Consider the following 24,748-nt stretch of genomic DNA (forward strand, 5'->3'; position numbering starts at 1 on the left):
GTGTCAAATACGCGCCTGGTTCTCGATCTGCAACGCCCCTGCGGCGGTGAAGAGCTTCTTGATCAGGTAGTTCTCTTCGTTGTCGAGAGTGGCCCCGCCGAGGGCGGCGATGCCCATCGTGCGGTGCAGGGCATGACCCTTGTCGTCGTGCTCCTGCCAGTAGTCGTGGCGGGCGGCGAGGAAGCGGTCGGCGATCATGTCGATCGCGGTGTCCGGGTCGAGGTGTTCCCACTCGGTGCCGTGCGGTCGCCGGTACATCACCTTCGTGATCCGGCTGGGGGAGTTGACCAACTGTTCGCTGGCCGCCCCCTTCGGGCACAACCTGCCGCGGCTGATGGGGGACTCGGGGTCTCCCTCGATCTGGGTGACCTTGCCGTCCTGGACGAAGACGCGCTGTCCGCAGCCGACAGCGCAGTAGGGGCAGACACTGCGGGCCACGCTGTCCGCGGTCTGCGTCCGCGGAACGATATTCCGCGTCTTTTCGCTGGTAACCGCAGGACCGCGGCCGAGCAGATCACCGGTGCGCAACTGGCGCACGATCGGCCATTCCAGAAACGTCTTGCCCATGCCCATCTCGGCATCCCTCCATGAGAGGCAACTCACGCTGGTGGTGTCAGCCTAGGGCGGGGTGGCGGTGGATGACCATAGCCTGCGGCGAAATCCTCTGGACGTCGCGTCCGTCGACCGACGGGCCTGCGGGGACCGGACGAGCAGGGACCGGACCAGCTGGGCCGGACAGCCGGTATCCGCTCCCGGTCCCCCTACGCTGTGCCTGTGATCCTGCTGCTGTTGATCGTCGTAGGGGTGCTGGGGAGGTTGGGACAACGCCGGCGATGGCGCTGGAGCGTCGGGCTCGTCGAGCAGTGGCATCGGCTTCGACCGCCCGTGTGGACGTGGGTCCGCACCGCACCGTTGACCTATTCCTATCTGGGGCTGCTCGCGTTCACCACCTGGCTCCTCGTACGGACGGACACCGGGCTTCGTACGGCCTTCCTGGCCGCTCAGAGCACGAATCTCCACGAGCTGAGCATCAACCCCATCCCCGTGCTGCTCCGCAGTGTGTTCTACGTGACGCCACTCGAGTTCGCCATGTGGGTCGTGGCGTTCACCGTCGTTCTGGCCCCGCTGGAGCGCTGGATTGGGGTGAAGCGATGGCTGATCGTGTTCTGGGCGGGTCACATCGGCGCAACGCTGGTCACCGCGGTCGCGGTCGCCTGGGGCGTCGGGGTGGGAAGGCTACCGACGGATGTCGCGTTCGTCGTCGACGTCGGCGCCAGCTACGGCTTCGCCGCCCTCCTCGGACTCGCCGGCTACTGGTTCGGCGGCCGTACCCAGTGGTTGTGGGCGGCGGTTCTCACCCTGATCTGGATGATGATCTTCGTGCTGGCCCCGCAGACCACCAATGCCGGTCACCTGGTGGCGTTCCTGCTGGGGGTGGCGATGCGCCCACTCGTACGTGGCCTGCACCCCAGGACCCCGGTCCTCTCGTCACCGTCCGTCTGAGGATCAGCCCCGGCAGGCACAACGCCGAGGGACGTCGACACGAGTGCGGACAGGCCAACGGGGGCGGGAGCAGCTGTCCGCCGACGCGTCGGGCCGCGGCTCTCACGCCTGCTGGAGTCTCCGCCGCCTGCCGTCCAGTACGGCGATGGTGAAAGCCACGAGGAAGCAGACCTCCGTGACGTGGAGGGACATCGAGAAGGCACCCGAGTAGGTCGCGTTCTCGATGCCGCCCGCATGGCCGCCTTGGCGCGCGACGGCCGGCAGCGACGCATAGAAGGCCAGCGTCATCGCGGTGATCGAGATCGTCGCGCCGATACGCCCCATGGTTTGCTGAAGGGCGGCGGCCGTCGATGACCGTGAGACCGGGACCTCCTCCAGGGTCAGGGCGACGTTCGGTGTGATGACGGCGCCGGAGAACCCGCCCGTGACCAACAACAGCGCCGCGAGCAGCCACGGATTCACCGAGTCCGGGTGCAGGTTCGTCATGAGGTCGACACTGGCGAACCCGAGCAGGACCCCGGCCAGACTCGTCGTCACCAGTCGGCGTCCCCAGGTGTTGACCCAATGGCCGGCGCGGGCAGCGGCAGCGGCGGAGCTGACCGCGAACGGCATCTGGATCAGGCCCGCTTGCCAGGCGGGCAGCCCGAGCCCGGCCTGGAGGTAGAGGGCGAGGGAGAGGAAGAACCCAGCGAAGCCGAGGAAGTAGAACATCCCGATGACGGTGCCGTAGACGTACGACTGAGTCCGGACGAGTTCCCCGGGAGCGATGACGGAGCGGCCCGCGCTGTCCTCGCGACGCTCCCACAGGACGAACAGGACGATGCCGACCAGGGCGACGACGATCAGCCACCAGGGCGCGTCCGATACACGTGCCATCGACGTGGCGAGCACGAACGGCAGCATGACCGCGACGGTGATCACCGAGACCAGCAGGATGCCGGGGACATCGAGGCGGAGGTTCTGGCGATCCTCGCGCCGGTCCTGAGGCAGTCGGCGCAAGGCCAGCGGCACGATCACCGCGGCGATCGGGACGTTGATGAAGAAGATCGACCGCCAGCCGAGATAGTCCGGCAGGGCGGAGACGAGGAACCCGCCCAGCACCGGTCCGACGGCGGTGGACACGCCCACGACCATGCCGAGATAGCCGAACGCACGGCTCCGGGGCGGGCCGGTGAACAGCTGCTGGATGAACCCCGACACCGTGGGAATCAGGACGGCACCGAACACCCCCTGGACCAACCGCATCGCGATGAGCATCGCCGGGGTGGGGGACAGGCCACAGAGCAACGAGACCAGGCCGAATCCGCCGATGCCGATCACGTACATACGCTTGCGTCCGTAGACGTCCGACGCCCTCCCGGCAGCGGCGAGGGCGAGGGCGAACGACAGGGAATACCCGGCGACGATCCACTGCTCGTGGGTCGGATTCGCCCCGAGGTCACGACTCAACGTCGGCAGGGCCACGTTGACGATCGAGGTGTCGAGCAGCGCCATGAATGACGCGGTGACAATGATCGTGAACAGACCCCAGGGTGGTTCGTCCGGATCGTCGGCGCTCACCTCTCCGAGGCTAGCCCGACGGGCCGCACCTGCGCGTTAGCATTCGGACGTTCACGGCTTTCGGCGAAGAAGGTGACCTTGCTGAGGAACGCGCGGAATCGCACGGCGTCCACCTCGCTGGTGATGCCCCGTGTCTGAGGTGCTGGCCTGGCTCGCCGTCGTGGCGGGTCTCGCTGTGGTGGCAGGAACCTCGATGAGCATCATCGGGGCCCTCGTCGTTCCGCGGCGCGTCGATTCGTGGGTGACCGCGGTCCTCGACACGTCGATCGACCGCGCCTTCCTGCTGGCACTGCGCCCCATCGCCTCGTTCGACCGACGCGACCGGATCCTCGGCTGGCAGGCGCCCCTGACGCTCGTGGTCCGCCTGACGCTCTGGATGGGGATGCTCGTTGTCGGCTACGCGCTGGTGATGCTTCCCGATACCGGCGGGAACTTCGGGGCCGCACTCCAGGACGCCGGGTCATCGGTGTTCACGCTCGGCTTCGCCGTCCCGCACGGCGGCGGGGGACAGTTCACCGCCTACCTCGCGGGCTTCACCGGCATGGCCGTCATCGGCCTCCAGATCGGCTACCTGCCAACGGTGTACGCGGCCTTCAACCGGCGCGAGACGGAGGTCAGCCTCCTCGTCGCGCGGGCAGGGGCCCCCGCCTGGGGGCCCGAGATCCTGCTGCGTACGCACTGGGGGACTGGCACCAGCGACTCCGGACCCGTCCTCAGCGACCTCTTCGTACGCTGGGAACGCTGGACCGCCGAGGTTGCCGAATCGCACAACACGTACCCGACTCTGCTGCGTCTGCGGTCGCCGAGGACCAACTCCCACTGGCTGACCTCGCTGATCGCCGTCATGGACGCCGCCGCCCTGCACCTCGCGCTGGCTCCGCACTCGGACCCCAAGATCACGGCACGCCTGATGCTGCGCATGGGCTTCGAAACCCTGAACGAGATGGCCAAGGCCTCGAAATTGGCCGTCCCGGACCTCGCCCGCTTGGCCACCCACCCGCTGCCCATCTCGGTGACCTTCGAAGAATTCTCCCAAGCGGCGGCATCCCTGCGCTCGGTCGGCTATCCGGTGACCGAGACCGACGAGGATGCCTGGCCCCACTTCACCGGTTGGCGCCAGAACTACGACCGGGCCGCCCTCGCACTGTGCCGCGAACTCGACGCCCCGCCGGCCTTGTGGACCGGGCCCCGCCGGTGGCCGTCTGAGCCGACAGCTCCGCAGCGCCCCAGCCCGGGCAGGAAGCGCGCCCAGGACTGAGGTGCAACCTCCCGACCTCGCCGCGGACGTTGCTTGGTTCCCGCGGATACCCCGGTATCCGCGGGAAAGGACCAAGGTCCGCGGCAGTGCGAGATCACCGCGGTGTTGACCGTCGCAGACAGCCTCACGCTCCGTTATCCGGATCACAGGCCCGTGTCCGTACGATCCAGGCATGGGTGAACCCGCAGTCAAGGGAAAGCGCCGGTGGGTGCGGTGGGTCCTCTGGATGGCGCTCGTACTCGTTCTCGTCCTCAGCGGCTACATCGGATACGTGGCGACCCAGACTGCGCAGCCGGTCACGCTGCCCGTTCCGACCGGCTCCTACACAGTCGGTCGGACCCTCGTCGAATGGACCGGTAGCACCCGTACCGATCCGCTCGCCCCGCGACCGGGTGAGCCACGGGAGCTGTCGGTCTGGCTGTGGTACCCGGGTGTCCCCGGCCCCGGCGCGCAGCAGGCGGCCTATACCCCGGGCGCTTGGGCGGGATTGCATCTGAGCGGTCCGGCCGGTCTTGGCGAAACCAGCTTCGCGGACATTCACGTCCACTCATACGCCGACGTCCCGGTCGCCGAGGGCAGTTTCCCCATTGTCGTGCTGGAACCGGGCATGGGCCTGGCAGCCGCCCAATACACGACGCTCGCGGAAGACCTGGCCAGCCATGGCTACCTGGTCGCCGGCGTCACCCCTACCTACAGTGCGAACCTCACCGTCCTCAACGGACAGACGATATCGGCAACAGAGGCCGGTAAACCACGGGCGACCGACACCGCGAACGAGCACGCGGGCGAAGCCCAGGCCTCGGGCGATCGGCTCGTCGCCATCTGGGCCGCCGACGACCAGTTCGCCGCCACCCAGCTCGCGGCGCTGAACGCCAGCGGCCGCTTCGCTGGCCACATCAACGCCAGCACGATCGTCTATGCCGGTCACTCCTTCGGCGGGGCAGCCGCATTGGAGGCGTGCCGCACCGACCCACACTGCGTAGGCGCGGCGGACCTCGACGGCACCCAGTACGGCGCGGTCGTCCACACCGGGCTCGCCAAGCCGATGATGCTCATCGGCAGCCAGAACTCCTGCATCACCGGTACCTGCCGACCCGCCGACGACGGCGAACAAGCCAGCCGGGACACCGCCCAGACTCTGCTGGCTGCTAGCACGGGGGAGGCCTGGTGCTACCAAATCAGGGGCACCGAGCACTTCAGTTTCAGCGACTACGGCTCCTACTACCTCGCTGCACCGATCCGGTCCCAGGTCCCGCTCGGTCCTATCAACGGCACCAAAGCGCTCACCATCACCAACGCCTATCTGAGCGCATTCGTCGACCACGTGAGCCAAGGGCAGCCCGAACCACTGCTGACCGGCCACTCGCCCTATCCGCAGGTCGACGTTCAGCACACCGAGACTGTCAGATTAACGGTGTGTAGGGGACCGGTCTGATCCGAGAGGAGATGGCCGTGTCGGACACGACCGGAGCAACACCGGAGGTGATGATCGATCCCGTGACCGGGGAGATCATCGATCAGAAGGGCCTGGCCGAGCTGCTGCTCGCCCAGGCCAAGGAGCAGGGCATCAGCCTGGTCGGGCCAGGAGGCCTCCTGTCCGGGCTGACGAAGCAGGTGCTGGAGACGGCTCTGGAGGCTGAACTGACCGAGCATCTCGGCCACGAACACGGACAGACCCCGCTCGGGGCCAACGTGCGTAACGGGACCCGGTCGAAGACCGTGTTGACCGAGATCGGCCCGGTCCAAATCGAGGTTCCCCGCGACCGCGACGGCTCCTTCGAGCCGGTGATCGTCCCCAAGCGGAAGCGACGCCTGGACGGGATCGACCAGATCGTGTTGTCGCTGTCCGCGCGGGGGCTGACGACCGGGGAGATCGCGGCGCATTTCGAGGAGGTCTACGGCGCCAGGGTCTCCAAGGACACGATCTCCAGGATCAGCGAGAAGGTCGCGGGCGAACTGGCCGAGTGGTCGTCGCGCCCGCTCGATCCGCTCTACCCGGTGATCTTCGTCGATGCGATCGTGGTCAAGGTCCGCGACGGACAGGTCCGCAACACCCCGTTCTATGTCGTCATGGGCGTCACCGTGTCCGGGGAACGCGAGATCTTGGGGATCTGGGCCGGTGACGGGGCCGAGGGCGCCAGGTTCTGGCTCCAGGTCTTCTCGGAGCTGAAGAACCGCGGCATCCAGGATGTGCTCATCGCGGTCTGTGACGGGTTGAAGGGCCTACCGGAGGCGATCACCACGGCCTGGGAGCACACGGTCGTCCAGCAGTGCATCGTGCACCTGATCCGCAACAGCTTCCGCTACGCCGGCCGCCAGCACCGCGACGGGATCGTGAAGGCCCTCAAGCCCGTTTACACCGCCCCGTCGGAGCAGGCCGCGAAGGACCGCTTCGCCGACTTCGCGGCCGAGTGGGGTGACCGGTACCCGGCGATCATCAAGCTGTGGGAGAGCGCGTGGGCCGAGTTCGTGCCCTTCCTGGAGTACGACGTGGAGATCCGGCGGGTGATCTGCACGACGAATGCGATCGAGTCGATCAACGCCCGCTACCGGCGGGCGGTCCGCGCCAGGGGCCACTTCCCCAACGAGGCGGCCGCCCTGAAGTGTCTGTATCTCGTCACCCGATCACTTGACCCCACCGGCGGAGGAAAGGCACGCTGGGTAATCAGGTGGAAGCCCGCGCTGAACGCGTTCGCGATCACCTTCGCAGGCCGGTTCGAGAGAACCACTCACTGAAAACGCCCGGCCCCCACACACCGTTTATCTGACACACCCAGCACACCCCCTCCTGAGCGGACGGTGCCTTCCCGTAGGCAGAAGTGTCAATCACCGCGTCGGGCTGACCTCAAGGAGCAGGAGCGCCAATTCCTGCGGTGCGATGATCATGGCGTCATGGCCCGAGCGGAGTGTGCGTCGTTCCCAGCCCGGCCCGTACTGGGGGAGGGCTCGACGCATGATCCTGCGCATCAGCGCGACTGCCGCCCCACGGTCCGTGCACTCGATGAAGGTACGCGGGATCGCGGCGAGGGCTTCCGGGTGAGAAAGGTGCAAGGTCTGGAGGAAGGTCTTCAGCGGCTGGGGCGTCACTCTGGAGCGTACGAGACCCAGGTCCGGTTCCCGCGTGACATCGAAGAGCCCGCCCTTGCCGGGACGCCGTTCCCCCGGCGGGTTCACGCGCCAGCCATCGCCATGCCTTCTCGCCGCATAGCGGAGGAGCGCTCCGAGGTGTGCAGCACTGGCCATGGACTGCCCGTCGCGGGGGACGACTGCATCCAAGTAGACCAGACGAGCGATCCGGTCCGGGAGACTGTCGGCGACGCCGGTGATGACCATCCCCGAGTAGCTGTGGCCCACGAGGATCACCTGCCGCAGATCGTTCTCCTCGATGAGGTCCGTCACGTCCTGGATGTGGGTGTCGAGCCCGATCCCAGGAGCCAGGAGCGCCGCTCTTTCGCCCACTCCGGTGAGTGTGGGCGTGTAGGCGCGATGACCGGCGGCTTCCAGGAGGGGGACCAGCTTGTCCCAGCACCAGGCACCGTGCCACGCACCATGGACCAAGACGTAGTCAGCCATCACGCGTCAGTCCCTTCAGGCTCCGCTACACAGTCTGTGGCACCAGGCATGTGGGGTCCACCCCGTCAGCCTGTTCTGACATAATGTGCATTATCGGTCATCCGCTCGAGGGGCGGCCAGGGCCCATCAGACCACCGACGGGCCCCCACCTACCGCCGACAACAGTCAGGTCGCCTTCGCGCACGTCCAGCCGTATGGCATGGTTCCCGAGGCCAGGAAGTCCTTGACCACCTGGGCGTCGAAGTCCGACAGCGCCGTCGTGGTCACCGGATAGACGATGGGCTCCTCCTTGGCGTTGTGGCTCGCCAGCAGTGTCGTCAACGCCTCCAGGTTCTTGGAGACGTCAGTACTGGCCGAGTCGTCTGCGATCTCAGCATCCAGCGCATCCAACAGGCCCCAGATCTCCCCGTGTTCCCGCTCCATCACCATGATGGGCATCATGAGGCCGGCCTCGCGCAACTGTGGAAACATCATCGCCTCCTCGACGTAGATGTGGCGACGCAGCAGGTCCATCGAACGCCGGAACTCCTCGACGGATATCGATCCGCTGGCGAAGCGCTCGATGTCCTCGTCGATGAGCTGGTGCTCGGCTTCGAGGATCGGGACGATCGTCCGCTCAACCATTGATCAACCTCCGTGGATCGTGCATCCTGTACCTGACCTTCGACCTCGAGCGCACGGGTTCGAGTAGCAGCACCGCTCCACACAACACGCCAACCGTATGAACGTGTCTCAGGACATCCCTAAATTACACGGAGCAATTGTAAATATTCTAGGTGTCCACGTCTCCACGGACGTGGACGTGGCCCCACGGCGGGCCGCTGGAGCCCTACTACACCGCACTCCCCCGGATGTCGCCCAGGACGTCGAGATCATCCTTGCGTGGGGCTGAACGAGGCTCCCCTGCACCGGATGTACGGAGTCCATATGTACGGAGTCCATGCAGGAGGCACCCGCGAGGACTCCGGATACCAGCGCATCAACACGCGGCTCCGATGACAGTCAATGCCCATCACATCAGAGTGCGTCGATGGCCCTCACGAACGCGTCCAGGTCGTGCGGATTGCGCGAGGTGACCAAGGTCCAGCCGTTCGCATCGCTGGTCACCACCGGCTCGTCGTGCCAGGTGGCCCCGGCATTCACGGTGTCGGTGCGGATCGAGACGTACGAGGTCAGGTCCTTGCCGCGGGCCAGTCCGGTCTCGACGAGCACCCAGGGGGCATGACAGATCGCGGCGATCGGACGGCCGGCGTCGGCCTGGGCCTTCACAAGGCGGCAGATGTCCGCGTCCATCCGCCCCTTGTCAGCGTTCAACGCCCCACCGGGCAGGACGATGACGTCATAGTCGTCAGTGACGTCGGCGACCTTGGTGTCAGCCGGGACCCGGTCGGTGGGGTGCTTGTCGCTCTTCAGGGTCTGGACCGCTCCCCCGTTCGGGGTCGCGAGCGTCACTTGGTGTCCCAACTCCTTCAGTCTCTCCAATGGGACGATCAGCTCGTCACGCTCGGTGCCGTACTCCGTCGACAGGATGAGGATCTTCTTGGCCGTCATGTGTCGGGTCCCTTCACTCGGATGTGACCGTCATCCCGGCCTTCGGCTCGACCGGGCGTACGTCCACCGTAGGTCGCGGTGTCCGCGATCTTCAACGATCACACGTGGGCTGGTCGCCACCCACGGCACTGCCACGGACCTGGGACCCCGACACCTCCTGCCGATCGAGGTCCCAGATCGCGCCGCTCAGTTCTTGCCCTGCCCCTTGCCCTGCTCCGCATCGCGCCGCGGCCGCTGCAGGGTGAAGGTGTCCGAGACCTTGCACTCCCCGCCCACTCCGGTCACGGCGTAGTACGTCACCCGGATCGACGTCGTGCCACCGGGCTGGCCGGGGTCGACGTCGAACGCCGCGAAGCCATAGGCGTTCTCGGCATCACGCACGGCCGACCACGGGGCATCCTCCTGCACGTACACCGGCGGGCGCTTGCCGTTGGCCCCCGGAGCACCCACGCTCGTGATCACGCGGCAGGCCGGCGGGGTGAAGAACAGCTGGTTGCTCGGCACGCCGGTACCGCCGCTGCCGATGACCATGTGCACGGTGCCCTTGCTGGTGTCCACGACGTGGGTGTCCGTGCCGGCGGGGACAGGCGTCAGCGTCTGGTTCTGCTGGGCGCCACGCAGGGGGTGCGAGCGTTCGTAGTGGTGCTCGTGACCGCAGACGACGAGGTCGACACCGTACTCGTCGAAGAGCGGGACGAACTCCTGGCGGATACCGAGATCCGCTCCGTTGAACTTGTCCGCGGTGGAGATCACGACCTGGTGCATGGTCACGACGATCCAGTCGATCTCATTGTTGGCGCGGGTGGCCTTCAGCTCGGCCTCGAGCCACGCCTTCTGCGCCCCGTGGCTGTAGCCCCGGACGTACGAGTCGCCGCCGTCCTGGTAGCAGACGTCGTCGTTGTTGATCGAGATCACCCGCACCGAGCCGGCGGTGAACGCGTACCAGAGGCCACGGAACTCCTCGGCCTGGTCGGCGACCGGCGGCAGGTCGAAGTACGTCTGGTAGGCCAGGAAGCCGAAGCCGTTGCCCTTCTCGTTCTCGTGGTTGCCGGCGGACGGCATCCACGGGCGGTTGCGCGCGGAGCGCGTGTTGTTGTTCCAGAAGTCCCACCAGGTGCGGACCCTGTCCTGGGCCAGGTTCGCGTAACAGAGGTCGCCGTTGAAGAGGTGGAACAGCGGCTCGGCCCGCTCGACCCCCGCCACCGTATCGGCGGCGAAGGGCGAGCCCAGATTGTCATTGACGTACGGCGGATTGGGCAGCGTGACGCCGGCCGGCGGGGTGTAGCGCTTGCCGATGGTCGGCGTGGCCTGGTCACCGAAGCTGGTGAACCGGAACGCCTGACGACCCCGGGGCGCGGTCCGGAAGGTGCCGGACTGCGCCGTCGCGCCGTCATGAACGGCCAGGTAGACGTACTCCTGCGCGTCCTTGAGCGCGCCGACCCGCGCATGGTGCGCGTACACGGTCTTGCCCGACTTGGCGTCGCGGTAGCTGCGGGTGGCCGCGGCGACAGAGCCGTGGTAGCCGGAGTTCTCCGTGCCGACCAGCACGCGGGCGTTCGAGACGGGCTGCATCGTGTGCCACGACACCGTCATCTGGCTGGACGCGTCCAGGCCGAACTGGGTGTGGAGGCCCTCGACGGGCGGCGTGGTGACCGGATCAAGACCGGCGAGGTCGGATGCCGGGCCGGAGGACGGAGCAGCGAACGCGGCGGCGGCGCCGAACGGGGCGGACACCGCCGCGCCGACGAGGCCGGCGGCGGCAAGGAATCCGCGCCGACCGAGGCTGGCACGGAAGAGCGCACCATCCGTCTCGTTCGGAACGGGGCGGACGGCTTCCTGGGAGGAGGACGAGTTCATGGGCGCGATGCTCGCCGATCCGAGTGACCGCTCTCACACGGCTGGGTAACCGTTCGCGCCGTCCCCGGTGAACAATGCACCAACGCGCAGCAACGCCCTGCATGACATCGCCGAGCCCGCCCGTACAGCCGTGACACAGCGCGTCACTGAGAGATGGCTGAGGCGCCCTGGGCAAGCTCACTGGAATGCCGATCCATTGCTATGGACAGGATGGAGTCCAGGGTGAAGGGTTGTGACGCAGCTCACGTGGGCGTCTGACGTGTGAGCTGGCGGCCGCCAGGCACCTGGGGAGGCCTCGCCAGGTACCGGGCGGATGTCCACAGGCACAACGATGTGCCGCTCTCGGAAGGAGCATCAGATGCTCATCCACACCCACCGACGCGCCCGCGTACGGCTCGTGAGGCTGCTGGCGGTCCTGATCACGGCGACGCTCGTGGCCCTCGGCGCCGCGCCAGCCCAGGCCGCCACCGGCAGGACCTGGAATGTGATGGTCGGCCAGCAATCGACCGACGGGGCGATCCAAGGGATGGCCTTCGCCCCCAGGACATCTGGATCGACGTCGGTGACACCGTCCACTGGGTCGCCAATTCCATGGAGATCCACACCGTCAGCTTCGTCGACGCCACGCATCCCCTGGGACCGTTCGGTGCGCCCTACATGGTTGCTCCGACTCCGGAGACCACCATCACCGCGCCCGGTCAGTTCCGGAACTCCGGCATCATGTCGACCGACGCCGGGGGCATCACCTCGTATGACCTGCAGTTCACCGGGGTCACCGGGGACTACCACTACATCTGCTACGTGCACGGGCAGATGATGACGGGCATCGTCCACGTACGGTCGGCGGGCACCCCGTATCCCTACTCCCAGCAGCAGTACAACGCGCAGGCCAACCAGGCGAAGGCAGCCGCCCTGTCGGCCGGCTACCAGCTCCGTGCCAAGGCTCAGGCGACCTCCGACTCCCACCACGTCTACGTCGGGGCCGCGAACGACAAGGCTCTGGTGATGCGCTTCATCCGTCCGACCGTCCGTGTCCGCGCCCACGAGTCGGTGACCTTCGACATGGGGATGAACACGGGGCTTCCGGTCCCGCACACCGTCACCTTCGGGCAAGAGAAGATCGGGCCGAACGGACCTGACTTCGCCCCCTACGGCACGCCGACCGCCTACTCCGGCGGCGATCTGTCCTCCGGCATGATGCTCCCGCCGCCCTACAACACCTTCGCCCACGTCCCGTCCACCTTCACGGTCACCTTCACCAAGCCCGGGACGTACCACTACATCTGCATGTTCCACGACACCATGGGCATGGTCGGCGACGTCATCGTCGAGTGACCCATCCCACAACCGCGTGAATCACCGCGACCGGGTCGCCGCCACGGGTCCTCGCCCGTGGTCGGCGGCCCCGCCGCTGTGTGGTCCGATTCCGCGTCGTACGACCCACCGGCGCGCCTCGTCCAGCGCCACCATCACCACCGGCAGTACGCTCAGCGCTGCCCAGTCCCTCATCCTGAGCGGCGCGGTGCCGAAGACGCCCTGAAGCATCGGGACGTAGCTGAGGGCCGCCAGCAGGATGATCTCGACCCCGATCCCGACCATGATCCGCCGGTTGGAGAAGAAGCCGATCCGGCCCAACGAGTCGGCTCTCGTCCGGCAGCCGAGTACCGCCCCGATCTGTCCGAAGATGATCGCGCCCAGCGTCATCGTCGTGGCGCGCGCGTACAACTCCCCCGAACTGGCCAGCGGCACCGCCGGCCAGCCGTGCTCCACGTTCACCAGGACGTACGCCGCCATCGAGAACGCCGCCTCCAGCAGGCCGTACCACCCGAACGCCAGTGCCAGGATCCGCCGATCCATCAGCCGCTCGCTGCGGGGCCGGGGCGGACGCTCCATCACCCCCGGCTCCGGTTTCTCGGTCCCCAGGCCGAGGGCCGGCAGCAGATCGGTGCCCAGATCGATGGTCAGGATCTGCATCACGGTCAGGGGCAGCGGTACCAGCCCTCGCGACATCAGGAAGACCGCCGACGGGACAGCCTCCGCCACGTTGCTCGTCAGCACGTAGATCAGGAACTTCCTGATGTTGTCGTAGACGCCTCGCCCCTCGTCGATGGCCCGCACGATCGAGCCGAAATGGTCGTCGGTCAGGATGACATCCGCCGCCTCCTTGGACACGTCCGTGCCGGTCCGCCCCATCGCGATGCCGATGTCGGCCTTCTTGAGGGCGGGGGCATCGTTCACACCGTCGCCGGTGACCGCGACGATCTCCCCCATCGACTGCAGTGTGGCGACGACGCGGTACTTCTGTTCGGGCGCCACCCTGGCGAAGATCACCTCTCCCCGCAGGGCCTCGACCAGCTCGTCGTCGGGCATCAGTTCGAGGCGGGACCCGGAGATCACGCACAGCGTGTCCCCGCGCACGATGCCGATACTGCGTGCGATCGACTCGGCCGTCAGGCCGTAGTCGCCGGTGATCATGATGATCCGGATCCTGGCGCGGTGGCAGGTGGCGACCGCCTCGGCGATCCCTTCCCGGGGCGGGTCCTCCATCGCCACCAGGCCCAGGAAGGTCAGGTCCTGCTCGACCTCGTCGGCGCTCAGTACGGCGGGATCCTGGTCGCCGTCGAGCGTACGGACGGCGACGGCCAGCACCCGCAGCCCCAGTCGGGCGAGCCGGTCGTTCGCCGCGGTGATCTCCGCCCGGTCGTCGGCTGTCATCTCACGCCGCATCCCGTCGCGGACGAGCGAGGTGCACCGCGCCGGCAGCGACTGCGGGGCCCCTTTCACGTGGGCGACGTATCGGCCGTCCACCCGGTTGATCGTCGCCATCCGCTTGCGGCGCGAGTCGAACGGCACCTCACGGACCCGAGGATTGTCCCGATCGAGGTCGCGGAGGTCGAGTCCCGCTTTGGCTGCGGCCACGAGGAGACAGGCCTCCGTCGGGTCGCCGTGGACGGTCCATTCTGTCTGGTCGGTCTGCGGCGGGTACACCGCACTGTTGTTGCACAGGCCTGCCGAGGTGAGGAGCGCCCGCACCCCCGGATCGCCGGCGGCAGCGCCCCGGGGCCCGGACCCTGGGTCCCCGCTCCGACGGATCTCCCCCACGGGTGCGTACCCGCGTCCTTCGACCTCGTAGGTGACGCCGGGGAGCCAGAGACGGGTCACGGTCATCTGGTTCTGGGTCAGCGTGCCGGTCTTGTCGGAGCAGATCACGGTCGTGCAGCCGAGCGTTTCCACCGAGGACAGCTTCTTCACCAGAGCGTTCTGCTTCGCCATCCGCTGTACCGCCAAGGCGAGTGACAGGGTGACCGTCGGCAGCAGGCCCTCGGGGATGAACGCGACGACCATGGCGAGTCCGAAGATGAAGGCCTTGGCCCATGGTTCACCGACGAAGAGGACCGCCACCCCGACGAAGACCGCCCCCAGGCCCAGCGACAGCGCCGAGAGTTGGCGGGTCAGCCGCCCCAGCTCCTTCTGCAAGGGGCTGCGGTCGTCCTGCACCGCCTGGGTGAGGTCGGCGATCCGCCCGAACTCGGTGGCCATTCCCGTGGCGGTCACGACGGCGCGCCCATCGCCGTTCACGACGTTGGTGCCGGCGAAGACCATGTTGTGCAACTGGGGTGCGGGAAGGTCCGCATCCTCGGCCCACGAGGTCTTGTGCACCGCCCGGGACTCGCCGCTCAGGGTCGACTGGTCGATCTGCAGATCGTTGGCCACGATCACCCGGGCATCGGCGCCGATCCTGTCCCCCTCAGCGATAACGAGAAGATCACCGGGGACCAGATCCTGCGTCGGCACCTCGAGGATCTCGCCGTCGCGGACGACGCACGCGTGCGTCGACAGCATCTTCTTGAGCTCCTCGGTGGCTCGCTCGGCGCGGTATTCCTGCCAGAAGCCGAACACCCCGTTGATCACGTTGACCGCGAAGATCGCGACGCCGAGCTCGGCGATGCCGGCCACGAGCGCGACGAGTCCGGCCGCCCACAACAGCAGCGCCATCGAACTGGTGAACTCGGACAGGAAAGCCAGTGCCAGGGGACGTCGGGCCGGCTCGCGCAGGAGGTTCGGCCCGTGGGTGCTCAGCAGCTCGTCCGCCCGCGCGGCCGTGAGTCCCGTCTCCGCGGACCCCAAGGCATGCAGGGCCTCGTCCGCGGTGAGGCGGTGAACGCCATCAACCGTGGCCGTCCTGGATCGCGTCGCGTCCATCTCGCCACTCCCTGGGCGGAAGGCCCGGCGACCCGGCCCTCCGCCCTACCCGACCACTCTATCCCCGGGCGCCGCCAGGAGGCCGGTCGATGGCCGCGCCGACGATCTGGCGGCCGGGTCGGCCGAGCTCCGGAGGCGACCCCGGCTCTCCCCCATTCCTCCCTCGGCACGGCACCGGTGGACCCGGCAGGCGTCACCATGGAGACATGCAGTCCGATCCGTACGCCAATCGACCGTACGATCCTCGTCTCGGTCACGCGTCGAGCATGACCGATGGCGAGGAGCGTTCCGTCGCCGCCCTGGCCCACCTGTCCGCCATCATCGCCATGGTCCTGAGCGCCGGCTGGCTCAGCTTCGTGGGACCCCTGATCGTCTGGTTCCTCTACAAGGACCGCAGCCCGTACGTCCGCAACGCTGCCGCCGGTTCGTTCAACTTCAACGTCTGGGCCTGGGTGATGAGCGTCGTCGCCTGGATCATGGCGTTCACCGTCATCCTGCTGCCCTTCGCCGTGATTCTGTGGGTGATCGCCGGGTTCCTGACGCTCTGGTGCCACATCCGCGGCGCACTCAAGGCCACCCGCGGCGAGGTCTACCGCTACCCGGCCAGTATCGGCCTGCTCCAGTGATTCAGCAGCTCCCACGACACCACTCCCCTTCGACCTCGTCGGTACGGAAGACCGCCGGGCCACCCTCGGCCTAGGCTCGTCGCATGACTGATACGTCGCTCGAGGAGCTGCACGCGGTGGTGCACGGCCACGTGCAGGGCGTCGGGTTCCGGTTCTGGACCGAACGACAGGCGGCCCAGCTCGGGCTCGTCGGCTGGGTCGCCAATAGGTCGAACGGGACCGTCGAGATCCTCGCGCAGGGTACGCACGAGCAGGTGGTCGAGCTGCTGCGCAAGCTCAAGTCGCCGATGACCCCGGGCGCCGTCGAGTTCCTCGATCGTGAGATCCGCACCCCGACGCAGCGCTACCACAGCTTCGACATCAGCTACTGACAGCCCTCCGGACGCACACCCCACACCGACACGCGGCATTGTCCACACCCGGTCGGTCGTCGGGGAGATGCGACGATGAAGCGTGTGAGTCGTCGTGCGTGGTCCGTGTGGAGTGTCGGGGTTTTCGTGTACGGCATGGCTGTCCTGCAACGCTCCAGCTTCGGGGTCGCCGGGATCGAGGCGTCCCGGCACTTCGGGGTCGGGGCGGGCCTGGTCTCGATGTTCGTCGTGCTCCAGCTCGCGGTCTATGCAGCGGCCCAGGTGCCCGTCGGCCTCGCACTCGACCGGCTCGGGTCGCGCTCGGTGGTCACCGCCGGCGCGCTGGTGATGGCTGTCGGCCAGCTCCTGGTCGCCACCACCCATTCGATCACCGTCGCCATCATCGGCCGAGTCCTCGTCGGACTCGGCGACGCGATGACGTTCAACTCCGTGATCCGGCTGGTGCCCGCTTGGTTCCCCCCTCACGTCGTGCCCGTGGTCACGCAGCTCACCGGCCTGCTCGGACAACTGGGACAGATCCTCAGCGCGATCCCGTTCCGGGCCGCCCTCGCGAGCTATGGATGGCAGCCGGCCTTCCTCGCAGCCGCCGGTGCCTCACTGCTGGCGGCAACCCTGATGGGGACGTTCACCCGCAACGCCCCGCCTGGCCGGTGGCAGCCCGACACCTCCGGCTCCTTGGGCGCCATCGTCGCCAGCATCCGCGGGATCGGAGCCGAGCCAGCCACCTCCCTCGCGTTCTGGATCCACTTCACCGTCTGCTTCTCCACGATGATGTTCCCGCTGATGTGGGGCTATCCGTACATGACGGCCGGCCTCGGGTACCCCCCGCGCTCGCCAGCGGACTGCTGACCTTCTTCGCCGCCGTGGCCGTCCCGGCCGGCCCGGTCGTGGGGCGGCTGACCGCTCGCTACCCGCGGGACCGCAGCAGGTTGGCGCTCATCCTGGTCTGGATCCAGGTGGCCGCCTGGGCGGTGACCCTGCTGTGGCCCGCCACCCCGCCGGTCTGGCTGCTCGTCGTGCTCATCGTCGCGATCGCCATGGGCGGCCCGGGATCCAACATCGGCTTCGACTACATCCGTACGTCCCAGCCGCTCCAGCGCGTCGGGACCGGCACCGGCATGGTCATCATGGGGGGCTTCATCGCCTGCCTGGTGAGCATCCTTCTCGTCGGTCTGGCCTTGGACGCACTCACTGGCGGAGCCGGCTACGACCGCCGGTCCTTCACCCTGGCCCTGAGCACCCAGGCACCCATCTACCTCGTGGGGCTGGTCGGCATCTATCTGTCCCGGCGCCGGCTCCGGGCCCGGACCAGCAACTGAGCCTCCGATCGGACGGGCGCTCCGCCGAACTGTTCCGCCATGGGTGACGTTGTCGCCCGGCGGGCGGCCATGTTTCCCGCGTCGGCACGATAAGGCCCCTTCCCGCGAGCGTCCTTGAGATAGTGGGCGACGACCGAGCTGAACGGAGCAGTCCTGTGCCCACCCGATCCCCCGTGGAGACCCTGCGGTTCCTCGCCGCACCCACCGACGTTCTCTTCGACGGGGAGGACATCGTCAACGGGGGCAGGATCCTGGAGTGGATCGACAAGGCGGCGTACGCCGTGGCCGCCGGGTGGAGCGGCCACTACTGTGTCACCGCCTACGTCGGGCACGTCTCCTTCCGGCACGGGATCCCCTCAGGCCACCTCGTCGAGGTCGAGGCCCGGATCGTGTACACCGGCCGCACCTCGATGCACATCCACTGCACCGTACGTAACTCCGACCCCAAGACTCTGCACTGGACCGAAGCGACCAACTGCTTGGTCATCTTCGTCGCCACGGACGGACAGGGACATTCGGTGCCCGTCCACGAGTTCGACCCGATCACCGCGAAGGAGCGGGCGCACGCCAAGGGCGCGGTCGGCCGCGCCGGGATCCGCCGGGAGATCGAAGAACAGATGGCCGAGCAGGTGTACACCGATGCGGGCACCGCCCCGAAGGTCGTCACCCGGTTCCTGGCCCAGCCCACTGACGTCAATTGGGGCGGCAAGGTCCACGGTGGCACGGCCATGGAATGGATCGACCAGGCGGCCTGGCTGTGCGCGAGCCGCTGGTCGGGCATGACGCCCACCGTCGTCTACTCCGGCGGGGTCCGCTTCTACCGTCCGATCCACATCGGCCACGTGGTCGAGCTCGAGGCCCGGCTGCTGCGGACGAACCGCAAGACGATGGACATCTCGGTGCACGTACGCTCCGGCGACCCACGCAGCGACCAGCGCGATCTGACCACGCACTGCGCCATCACCTACGGTGTCCGCGGCTCCGACGGCCGCCTCGTCGACATCCCGCAGTGGCAGCCGGTCTCGGACGAGGACCGGGCCCTCGCCGAGCACGCCCACCAACTGCGCAAGATCCGCGGCCGGCGGGTCCCTGGTCTGGCCACCGGCTAGCTGTATTGACCCGCCAGGTTGGGTACGCGGTCGGCTGGTGAGGCGCCTTTGAGTGCGGTGTGGCCGCGGTCGTGATTGTAGGCGTGGAGGAAGGCGGGGAACGCGGCGACACGTTCGGACTCGCTGGTGTAGGGGCGGGCGTAGGCCCATTCCTCTTGGAGGGTCCGGTTGAACCGTTCGACCTTGCCGTTGGTCTTAGGCGTGTAGGGACGGGTCTTCTTGTGGACGATCCCGTTGTCGGCCAGCAGTTGGGCGAACAGGTGTGAGCGGTAGCAGGACCCGTTGTCGGTCATTACCCGGGCGGTGGTGATCCCGATCGCGGCGAAGTGGTCAAGTGCCCGGGCCATGAACGCGGTCGCGGTCTGTTTCGTCTCGTCGGTCAAGATCTCGGAGTAGGCGTACCGGGAGTAGTCATCGACCGCGTGGTGGAGGTAGGCGTAGCCGAGGTTCGGGCGTCCGGGGGCCTTTCGTTTCCTGTTGGGGTCACGGTGGGCGCCGGAGTTCCGCACGCCTTGCGCGCGGCCCACGGCACGGTGGCCGCCGCCGTCGGGGATCCGGCCGAGTTTCTTGATGTCGACGTGGATGAGGTCGCCGGGCGCGTCGCGCTCGTAGCGCACGACCTGGCGGCGACGGGCGCGCACGGGCGCTCCGGTGGCCGGGTCGGTCCAGCGCAGCAACAGGCAGCCGTAGCGGGTCAGGATCCGCTGGACCGTGGCCGGGTTCATGCCCAGGTGGTAGGCGATCCGGGCTGGGCCCCACCGGTGGGTGACGCGGAGCCCGACCACGCGTCGTTCGCGTCGTTGGCTGGTCTGGTGCGGACACGATCGGGGACGACTGGACCGGTCGACCATGCCGGCGGGTCCGGACGCCCGGTACCGGTCGGCCCACCGTTTCGCCGTGGTGACCGAGACCGAGAACCGCTCAGCGGCACGGCGCAACGGCCAGCCGTCCTCGACGACACAGCGAGCGAGTAACAGCCGCCCTCGCGGGGTCAGCAAAGCGTTAGCGTGGGACATGAAGGCCTCCGGGACGAGCGAGTGGGTGCGTGGTTGCTCCACACCTCACCCGGAGGCCTTCCCCATGTCACGCCGACAGGCCGAAGCCGTACCTAACGTCCCGGGTCAATACAGCTAGCTAGCCGACCCCGGCCTGGGGTGCCCGTCGGCGCGGCGGCGCGCCCATGTCACCCTCAACGGACCGTCGTGTCCCCCGATGGCTAGGCTGACGCCAGTGCGGCAGGCAGGCAACAGGAGGGGGATGACGATGTCCTCGGCAGTGCTCATTCCGATGGCGCAGCTCATGCAGGAGATGGCCGACGGCACCATCAAGCAGGTCAACCCGTTCAGCGGCACCGAGGTGTGGACCGTCCCCGGTCGTGGGCATCGCCCCCTCGGGATCAGCTACCCCGATCCACAGCCTCTCCGTACCGAGGACGAGGGTCGTTGGTGTGCCTTCTGTGAGAACCGCTACCTGGAGACCCCGCCGGAGAAGTCACGGGTGATCCGGGAGGGTGAGCGCTGGCTCCGTCTCGACGGGCTGGGCGCCGACCACATCCACGACTCGATCGCCGAGTTCCGCCGGATCCCCAATCTGTTCGAGATCGTCTCCTACGACTACTGGCACCAGAACTACGGCTACGCCATGCCCCCCGACGCGCAGCGCCGGATGGACGACTACCTCGCCACCACCATCGGGCGCGACCACGTGCTGCGGATCCTCCAGGCGAAGCTGCGGGCCGCCGGGCACACCAACAGCGAGTGGGCGGCCCTCACCGAGGAGGAGCGGCGGTCCCAGGCGGCCGGCTTCTTCGGTGGCGGCCACGACGTGATCGTGGCCCGGCGTCACTTCGTCGAGGGGGCCTACGACGACTCGATGCTGGCCTCCTCGGGCACGCTCAGCCCGGAGGAGCACTACCAGTACATGGCCTTCAGCGTGGACGCGATGAAGCAGCTCTACAAGGCCAACCGTTACGTCCGCTACGTGGCGGCCTTCCAGAATTGGCTGAAGCCCGCCGGCGCATCCTTCGACCATCTGCACAAACAGCTGGTGGCCATCGACGAACGCGGCGTCAACAATGAGCTGGAGATCGAGAGGATCAGGGCCAACCCGAACCTCTACAACGAGGCTGCCGTGAATTACGCCGGGTATCACAACCTGGTGATCGCCGAGAACGAGCATGCTGTCGCCTTCGCCGGTTTCGGGCACCGCTACCCGACGCTCGAGGTGTACTCCAAGAGCGCGGCGGCGGTCCCGTGGAAGGCGACCGACGAGGAGGTCCGCGCGATGTCGGACCTGCTGCATGCCTGCCACGCCGCCACCGGCGCCGACGTGCCCACCAATGAGGAGTGGTACCACCGTCCGATCGACGTGCTGGAGCCGATGCCGTGGCGGATCATGCTGAAGTGGCGGGTGTCCAACCTGGCGGGCTTCGAGGGCGGCACCAAGATCTATCTCAACACGCTGTCGCCGGTCACCGTACGTGACCGCGTGGTCCCCAAGCTCTACGAACTGCGCGACCGTGGCCGGATCGCGAACATGCGGATCGCCACCGAGGCACTCTGCGAGCCCAACTCCCTGCGCTACATCGAGCAGACCAGGCACTGAGGCCCGGCAGCCGGACGTGCGACGGGCGGCGGGGCCGACACCGCCACCCGGCGCTGGTCTTTCCTGGTCAGTTCAGTGGACCCGGTCCTTGAGGAACGCGACGGCGCGTTCCCAGGCGAGCTTCGCCTGCTCCGGGTCGTAGTTGCCGGCGAGGTTCTCGTCGTTGTGGAAGGCGTGCCCGGCCGGATAGTAGAAGTACTCCACGTCGACGCCCGCCTCGTCGCGGATCTGCTGCTCCTGCCGGCGTGCGTCGGCCACCGGGAACATCGTGTCCTTCTCCGCGTAGTGACCCTGCACCGCAGCCGTCAGGCCGGTGAACGAGCCGGGCACGGCTTGGCCGACGCCATAGAACGGCACCGCGGCGCTGACCTTGTCGCCCTGCTGGACGGCCATCGCCAGGACGAAACCGCCGCCCATGCAGAAGCCGATCACTCCGACGGTGTCGCTGGTGACGAAGTCCTGGCCCAGCAGGTAGTCGACCGCACCGCCGAGCAGGCGCGCCCCCTCCTCCGCGGGAAGATCGGCCATCATCTGCCCCGCCTCGGCGGAATCGTGCGTCACCCACCCACCGAAGAGATCCGGTGCCAGCGCCACGAATCCCTCGGCCGCCAGCCGGTCGCAGATGTCACGGATGTGGTCAGCGATGCCCCACCACTCCTGGACCACGATCACGCCGGGTCCTTCCCCGGTCGAGGGGCGGGCCAGATAGCCGTGTGCCTCCCCCTCGGTGCTCGGGAAGCTCACGTTCTGGTGCGGGGTCCTGAAGGCCATGGGTCCTCCTGCGCTGGCTTGATGGCTCGGTCGTACGGCCCTGAGAGCAGGGCGTGGTCAGTCTAGGAACCGAGGCGGCTCACTGGAAGGGCGTCGGGTCCCCCGCCCCCACGCGGTCGACACTGACCTCGTCCCCGGTGAAGTTGACCACTGTGGTCGGCTCCACGCCGCAGTCGCCGGAGTCGATCACGGCGTCGACCTGGTGGTCGAGCTCCTCCTTGATCTGCCAGCCGTCGGTGAGCGGATCGACGAAGCCGGGCAGCAGCAACGTGCTGGACATCAGCGGCTCGCCGAGGGCGTCGAGCAGCGCCAGCGCGGTGATGTGGTGCGGGACCCGGACACCCACGGTCCGCTTCTTCGGGTGCACCATCGCCTTCGGCACCTCACGGGTGGCCGGCAGGATGAACGTGTACGGGCCCGGGGTGGCGGCCTTGACGGCCCGGAAGACCGCATTGTCCATCTGGACGTACTGACCGAGCTGGGCGAAATTCGAACACACCAGGGTGAAGTGGTGCTTGTCGTCGAGCTTGCGGATCTGCCGGATCCGGTCGAGACCGTCTTTGTTCCCCAGCAGGCATCCGAGGGCGTAGCAGGAGTCGGTCGGGTAGGCGACCAGTCCCCCGCCGCGCAGGATGTCGACCGCCTGCTGGATGGACCGCGACTGCGGGTTGACCGGATGGACGTCGAAATACTTCGCCATGACCGGACAGCCTACCGCCGGGCCCCTCGGGAGGGCAGGAGGCGCACTAGTCTGCAGGGGTGACGTACGAGATCCTCACCGTTCCCCTGGCCGAGCTGCGCACCCGCACATCGATGAAGTGGCGCCGCTACCCGGAGGACGTGCTGCCGCTGTGGGTGGCCGAGATGGACTGTCACATCGCACCACCGGTGGCCGCCGCCCTCCACGCCGCCATCGACCGCGGGGACACCGGCTACCCGGCCGGCCCGGTCTATGAGGAGGCGGTGGCACGCTTCGCGCTGGACCGTTGGGGCCTGTCGCTGGACCCCGCCCTGATGGGCCTGATGCCCGACGTCATGGGGGCATCCGCAACGCCATCCTCGTCACCACGCACCCCGGCGACCACGTGGTGGTCAATCCGCCGGTCTACCCCCCGTTCTTCGCCGCCGTCACCGGGACCGGCCGCGCGCTGCTCGAGGTCCCGATGGCGCCGAACGGGCATCTGGACCTGCCCGCCCTGGAGGCCGCCTTCTCCGGCCGAATGGGCGTACGCCCGACCGCGTATCTGCTCTCCAGCCCGCACAACCCGACGGGGCGCGCGCACACGGCCGAGGAACTGAGCACCGTGGCGCATCTCGCCCACGAGCACCACATCCGGGTCATCGTGGACGCGATCCACGCCCCGCTGACCGACCCGGGCGTGCCGTACGTGCCGTACCTGTCCCGATCGGGGGCTGAGGATGCCCTGGTGCTGTTCAGCGCGTCGAAGGCCTGGAACCTCGCCGGGCTCAAGGCCGCGGTGATGGTCGCCGGCCCGGCTGCGGCGAAGGACCTGGCGGCCGTCCCGTACGACGCGGCCCGCGGCGCAGCGAGCCACCTGGCGGTGCTCAGCCACACCGTGGCCCTCGACGAGGGCCGGTCCTGGCTCGAGCAACTGCGCTCCGAGATCGCCGCCAACCGGGGCCTGCTCGATCGACTGCTCGCCGAGCACCTCCCGAACGTCACCCAACTGCCTGCCGATGCGACCTACCTGGCTTGGCTGGACTGCTCCGCGCTGGGACTGGACGATCCGCAGCAGCACTTCCTGGACACCGCGCGGATCGCACTCAACCCGGGCCCCGCCTTCGGCTCCGTCGGCCGTGGGCACGTACGCCTCAACCTGGCGACGTCCCCGCAGATCCTCACCGAAGCGATCACCCGGATGGCGGCCTCGCTCCGCTGAACCGCCCACTCACCCGGCTGACCGGGTTGGGGGTGCGCTCACGGGACCCGGACCAGGTCGGCCGTGGCCGATGCGTGGGCCCGTACGCTGCCGATGCCGATCACCGAGAGGAAGACGGTGGGGGCCTCCGCACTGGTCTCGACCCGGACGCGCAGACCGGGCAGGACGGTGACACTGCCTCTGACCTCCGGGTCCGACGCCAGCACGGCGCGGGCCGCCGAGCCCGCGGCTCGCGGATCCGGTGACCCTTCGAGCGCCGATGCCGCGGCGGCATCGGTGGCGGCCCGCGCGGCCTGCTCGGCCACGGCCGTTGCCCGCCGGGAGGCGGCGACCTGACGTCCCCCATCGACGACGAGACCGGCCATCAGCCCCAACGCGGTCGTGACCACCAGCACCATGGCCGACAGTGCGTGCCCCCGCTGGTCCCGGGGCCGGCGCGCCGCCCCGGCCGGTGCCGGCAGCGTGGTCGTCGTGTCGGGCCCTGCGGGCGTGGTCGGCGTGTTCCTGGTCATCGGGCTCCCCCTCGTGTCTCCCGTGACGGC

At 68.1% G+C, this 24,748-nt stretch carries 23 protein-coding genes; 12 read left to right on the forward strand and 11 right to left on the reverse strand.

Features of this window, described 5'->3' with window-relative positions:
• Window positions 1-3: 3 nt before the first annotated feature.
• A complete protein-coding gene (locus Rai3103_RS19205) occupies window positions 4-567 on the reverse strand; it encodes a molybdopterin-binding domain-containing protein (RefSeq protein ID WP_228488965.1) in 564 nt (187 codons plus the stop codon).
• Between the two features lie 207 nt (window positions 568-774).
• Here Rai3103_RS19205 and Rai3103_RS14880 point away from each other — a divergent pair, with 207 nt between their 5' ends.
• Complete coding sequence (locus tag Rai3103_RS14880; RefSeq protein ID WP_153573234.1) at window positions 775-1,503, forward strand: rhomboid-like protein; 729 nt, start codon at window positions 775-777, stop codon at window positions 1,501-1,503.
• 102 nt (window positions 1,504-1,605) lie between these two features.
• On the opposite strand, the gene Rai3103_RS14885 is transcribed toward Rai3103_RS14880, so the two are convergent.
• On the reverse strand, window positions 1,606-3,063 hold the full coding sequence (locus tag Rai3103_RS14885; protein WP_153573235.1) for an MFS transporter: 1,458 nt from the start codon (window positions 3,061-3,063) through the stop codon (window positions 1,606-1,608).
• A 130-nt stretch (window positions 3,064-3,193) separates the two neighbouring features.
• Between Rai3103_RS14885 and Rai3103_RS14890 the strand changes: the two genes are divergently transcribed.
• The 3 genes from Rai3103_RS14890 (at window position 3,194) to Rai3103_RS14900 (ending at window position 7,057) form a co-directional block, all read left to right on the forward strand.
• Complete coding sequence (locus Rai3103_RS14890; RefSeq protein WP_228488966.1) at window positions 3,194-4,321, forward strand: MFS transporter; 1,128 nt, start codon at window positions 3,194-3,196, stop codon at window positions 4,319-4,321.
• 172 nt (window positions 4,322-4,493) lie between these two features.
• A complete protein-coding gene (locus Rai3103_RS14895; protein WP_228488967.1) occupies window positions 4,494-5,756 on the forward strand; it encodes an alpha/beta hydrolase family protein in 1,263 nt (420 codons plus the stop codon).
• A 50-nt stretch (window positions 5,757-5,806) separates the two neighbouring features.
• Window positions 5,807-7,057 carry an IS256 family transposase gene (locus tag Rai3103_RS14900; protein WP_153573799.1) on the forward strand — a complete coding sequence of 417 codons (1,251 nt, stop codon included), beginning with the start codon at window positions 5,807-5,809 and terminating at the stop codon, window positions 7,055-7,057.
• Window positions 7,058-7,147: 90 nt separating this feature from the next.
• Here the strand turns inward: Rai3103_RS14900 and Rai3103_RS14905 are convergent, their stop codons facing one another.
• The 4 genes from Rai3103_RS14905 to Rai3103_RS14920 all read right to left on the reverse strand — a co-directional run bounded on the left by Rai3103_RS14905 (window position 7,148) and on the right by Rai3103_RS14920 (window position 11,302).
• Window positions 7,148-7,894 (reverse strand): alpha/beta fold hydrolase, encoded by a 747-nt coding sequence (locus tag Rai3103_RS14905; protein WP_153573236.1) that lies wholly within the window; start codon window positions 7,892-7,894, stop codon window positions 7,148-7,150.
• 165 nt (window positions 7,895-8,059) lie between these two features.
• Window positions 8,060-8,518 carry a hemerythrin domain-containing protein gene (locus Rai3103_RS14910; protein WP_153573237.1) on the reverse strand — a complete coding sequence of 153 codons (459 nt, stop codon included), beginning with the start codon at window positions 8,516-8,518 and terminating at the stop codon, window positions 8,060-8,062.
• Window positions 8,519-8,911: 393 nt separating this feature from the next.
• Window positions 8,912-9,445 (reverse strand): type 1 glutamine amidotransferase domain-containing protein, encoded by a 534-nt coding sequence (locus Rai3103_RS14915; RefSeq protein ID WP_153573238.1) that lies wholly within the window; start codon window positions 9,443-9,445, stop codon window positions 8,912-8,914.
• Window positions 9,446-9,631: 186 nt separating this feature from the next.
• Entirely contained in the window at window positions 9,632-11,302 is a 1,671-nt protein-coding gene (locus Rai3103_RS14920; protein ID WP_153573239.1) for a purple acid phosphatase family protein, read from the reverse strand.
• A gap of 591 nt (window positions 11,303-11,893) precedes the next feature.
• On the opposite strand from Rai3103_RS14920, the gene Rai3103_RS14925 reads away from it, so the two are divergent.
• The gene (locus Rai3103_RS14925) at window positions 11,894-12,637 is read left to right on the forward strand and encodes a cupredoxin domain-containing protein (RefSeq protein WP_153573240.1); all 744 of its coding nucleotides are present in this window, start codon (window positions 11,894-11,896) and stop codon (window positions 12,635-12,637) included.
• Between the two features lie 21 nt (window positions 12,638-12,658).
• On the opposite strand, the gene Rai3103_RS14930 is transcribed toward Rai3103_RS14925, so the two are convergent.
• The gene (locus tag Rai3103_RS14930) at window positions 12,659-15,505 is read right to left on the reverse strand and encodes a cation-translocating P-type ATPase (protein ID WP_153573241.1); all 2,847 of its coding nucleotides are present in this window, start codon (window positions 15,503-15,505) and stop codon (window positions 12,659-12,661) included.
• 206 nt (window positions 15,506-15,711) lie between these two features.
• On the opposite strand from Rai3103_RS14930, the gene Rai3103_RS14935 reads away from it, so the two are divergent.
• From Rai3103_RS14935 to Rai3103_RS14955, 5 genes are all read left to right on the forward strand, one after another.
• Window positions 15,712-16,131, forward strand: coding sequence for a DUF4870 domain-containing protein (locus Rai3103_RS14935; RefSeq protein WP_228488968.1), 420 nt, complete (start codon window positions 15,712-15,714; stop codon window positions 16,129-16,131).
• Between the two features lie 83 nt (window positions 16,132-16,214).
• Window positions 16,215-16,502 carry an acylphosphatase gene (locus tag Rai3103_RS14940; protein ID WP_153573242.1) on the forward strand — a complete coding sequence of 96 codons (288 nt, stop codon included), beginning with the start codon at window positions 16,215-16,217 and terminating at the stop codon, window positions 16,500-16,502.
• Window positions 16,503-16,637: 135 nt separating this feature from the next.
• Entirely contained in the window at window positions 16,638-17,351 is a 714-nt protein-coding gene (locus Rai3103_RS14945; RefSeq protein ID WP_194793169.1) for an MFS transporter, read from the forward strand.
• 14 nt (window positions 17,352-17,365) lie between these two features.
• Entirely contained in the window at window positions 17,366-17,821 is a 456-nt protein-coding gene (locus Rai3103_RS14950) for an MFS transporter (RefSeq protein WP_153573244.1), read from the forward strand.
• Between the two features lie 155 nt (window positions 17,822-17,976).
• Entirely contained in the window at window positions 17,977-18,930 is a 954-nt protein-coding gene (locus tag Rai3103_RS14955; protein WP_153573245.1) for an acyl-CoA thioesterase, read from the forward strand.
• Here Rai3103_RS14955 and Rai3103_RS14960 read toward each other — a convergent pair.
• A complete protein-coding gene (locus Rai3103_RS14960; RefSeq protein WP_153573246.1) occupies window positions 18,927-19,946 on the reverse strand; it encodes an IS481 family transposase in 1,020 nt (339 codons plus the stop codon). The genes Rai3103_RS14955 and Rai3103_RS14960 overlap by 4 nt on opposite strands.
• 247 nt (window positions 19,947-20,193) lie before the next feature.
• Here Rai3103_RS14960 and Rai3103_RS14965 point away from each other — a divergent pair, with 247 nt between their 5' ends.
• Window positions 20,194-21,534, forward strand: coding sequence for a DUF4921 family protein (locus Rai3103_RS14965; protein ID WP_153573247.1), 1,341 nt, complete (start codon window positions 20,194-20,196; stop codon window positions 21,532-21,534).
• A 72-nt stretch (window positions 21,535-21,606) separates the two neighbouring features.
• On the opposite strand, the gene Rai3103_RS14970 is transcribed toward Rai3103_RS14965, so the two are convergent.
• Together Rai3103_RS14970 and Rai3103_RS14975 are read right to left on the reverse strand one after the other, a co-directional pair.
• Complete coding sequence (locus Rai3103_RS14970) at window positions 21,607-22,305, reverse strand: dienelactone hydrolase family protein (protein ID WP_153573248.1); 699 nt, start codon at window positions 22,303-22,305, stop codon at window positions 21,607-21,609.
• 79 nt (window positions 22,306-22,384) lie between these two features.
• Entirely contained in the window at window positions 22,385-23,005 is a 621-nt protein-coding gene (locus Rai3103_RS14975) for an L-threonylcarbamoyladenylate synthase (RefSeq protein WP_153573249.1), read from the reverse strand.
• A 286-nt stretch (window positions 23,006-23,291) separates the two neighbouring features.
• Between Rai3103_RS14975 and Rai3103_RS14980 the strand changes: the two genes are divergently transcribed.
• Entirely contained in the window at window positions 23,292-24,206 is a 915-nt protein-coding gene (locus Rai3103_RS14980) for an aminotransferase class I/II-fold pyridoxal phosphate-dependent enzyme (RefSeq protein ID WP_228488969.1), read from the forward strand.
• Window positions 24,207-24,244: 38 nt separating this feature from the next.
• On the opposite strand, the gene Rai3103_RS14985 is transcribed toward Rai3103_RS14980, so the two are convergent.
• On the reverse strand, window positions 24,245-24,718 hold the full coding sequence (locus Rai3103_RS14985; RefSeq protein WP_228488970.1) for a pilus assembly protein TadE: 474 nt from the start codon (window positions 24,716-24,718) through the stop codon (window positions 24,245-24,247).
• Between the last annotated feature and the right edge of the window lie 30 nt (window positions 24,719-24,748).

The sequence above is a fragment of the Raineyella fluvialis genome, from assembly GCF_009646095.1.
In the GTDB taxonomy this organism is placed as follows: Bacteria; Actinomycetota; Actinomycetes; order Propionibacteriales; family Propionibacteriaceae; genus Raineyella; species Raineyella fluvialis.

Excerpts from the sequence above, each read along its gene's own strand:
- Rai3103_RS14905 (WP_153573236.1), bottom strand. The coding sequence starts at position 7,894 with ATGGCTGACTACGTCTTGGTCCATGGTGCGTGGCACGGTGCCTGGTGC.
- Rai3103_RS14930 (WP_153573241.1), bottom strand. The coding sequence starts at position 15,505 with ATGGACGCGACGCGATCCAGGACGGCCACGGTTGATGGCGTTCACCGC.
- Rai3103_RS14910 (WP_153573237.1), bottom strand. The coding sequence starts at position 8,518 with ATGGTTGAGCGGACGATCGTCCCGATCCTCGAAGCCGAGCACCAGCTC.
- Rai3103_RS14965 (WP_153573247.1), top strand. The coding sequence starts at position 20,194 with ATGTCCTCGGCAGTGCTCATTCCGATGGCGCAGCTCATGCAGGAGATG.
- Rai3103_RS14895 (WP_228488967.1), top strand. The coding sequence starts at position 4,494 with ATGGGTGAACCCGCAGTCAAGGGAAAGCGCCGGTGGGTGCGGTGGGTC.
- Rai3103_RS14935 (WP_228488968.1), top strand. The coding sequence starts at position 15,712 with ATGCAGTCCGATCCGTACGCCAATCGACCGTACGATCCTCGTCTCGGT.
- Rai3103_RS14915 (WP_153573238.1), bottom strand. The coding sequence starts at position 9,445 with ATGACGGCCAAGAAGATCCTCATCCTGTCGACGGAGTACGGCACCGAG.
- Rai3103_RS14985 (WP_228488970.1), bottom strand. The coding sequence starts at position 24,718 with ATGACCAGGAACACGCCGACCACGCCCGCAGGGCCCGACACGACGACC.
- Rai3103_RS14900 (WP_153573799.1), top strand. The coding sequence starts at position 5,807 with ATGATCGATCCCGTGACCGGGGAGATCATCGATCAGAAGGGCCTGGCC.
- Rai3103_RS14940 (WP_153573242.1), top strand. The coding sequence starts at position 16,215 with ATGACTGATACGTCGCTCGAGGAGCTGCACGCGGTGGTGCACGGCCAC.
- Rai3103_RS14925 (WP_153573240.1), top strand. The coding sequence starts at position 11,894 with ATGGAGATCCACACCGTCAGCTTCGTCGACGCCACGCATCCCCTGGGA.
- Rai3103_RS14945 (WP_194793169.1), top strand. The coding sequence starts at position 16,638 with ATGGCTGTCCTGCAACGCTCCAGCTTCGGGGTCGCCGGGATCGAGGCG.
- Rai3103_RS19205 (WP_228488965.1), bottom strand. The coding sequence starts at position 567 with ATGGGCAAGACGTTTCTGGAATGGCCGATCGTGCGCCAGTTGCGCACC.
- Rai3103_RS14960 (WP_153573246.1), bottom strand. The coding sequence starts at position 19,946 with ATGTCCCACGCTAACGCTTTGCTGACCCCGCGAGGGCGGCTGTTACTC.
- Rai3103_RS14970 (WP_153573248.1), bottom strand. The coding sequence starts at position 22,305 with ATGGCCTTCAGGACCCCGCACCAGAACGTGAGCTTCCCGAGCACCGAG.
- Rai3103_RS14975 (WP_153573249.1), bottom strand. The coding sequence starts at position 23,005 with ATGGCGAAGTATTTCGACGTCCATCCGGTCAACCCGCAGTCGCGGTCC.
- Rai3103_RS14920 (WP_153573239.1), bottom strand. The coding sequence starts at position 11,302 with ATGAACTCGTCCTCCTCCCAGGAAGCCGTCCGCCCCGTTCCGAACGAG.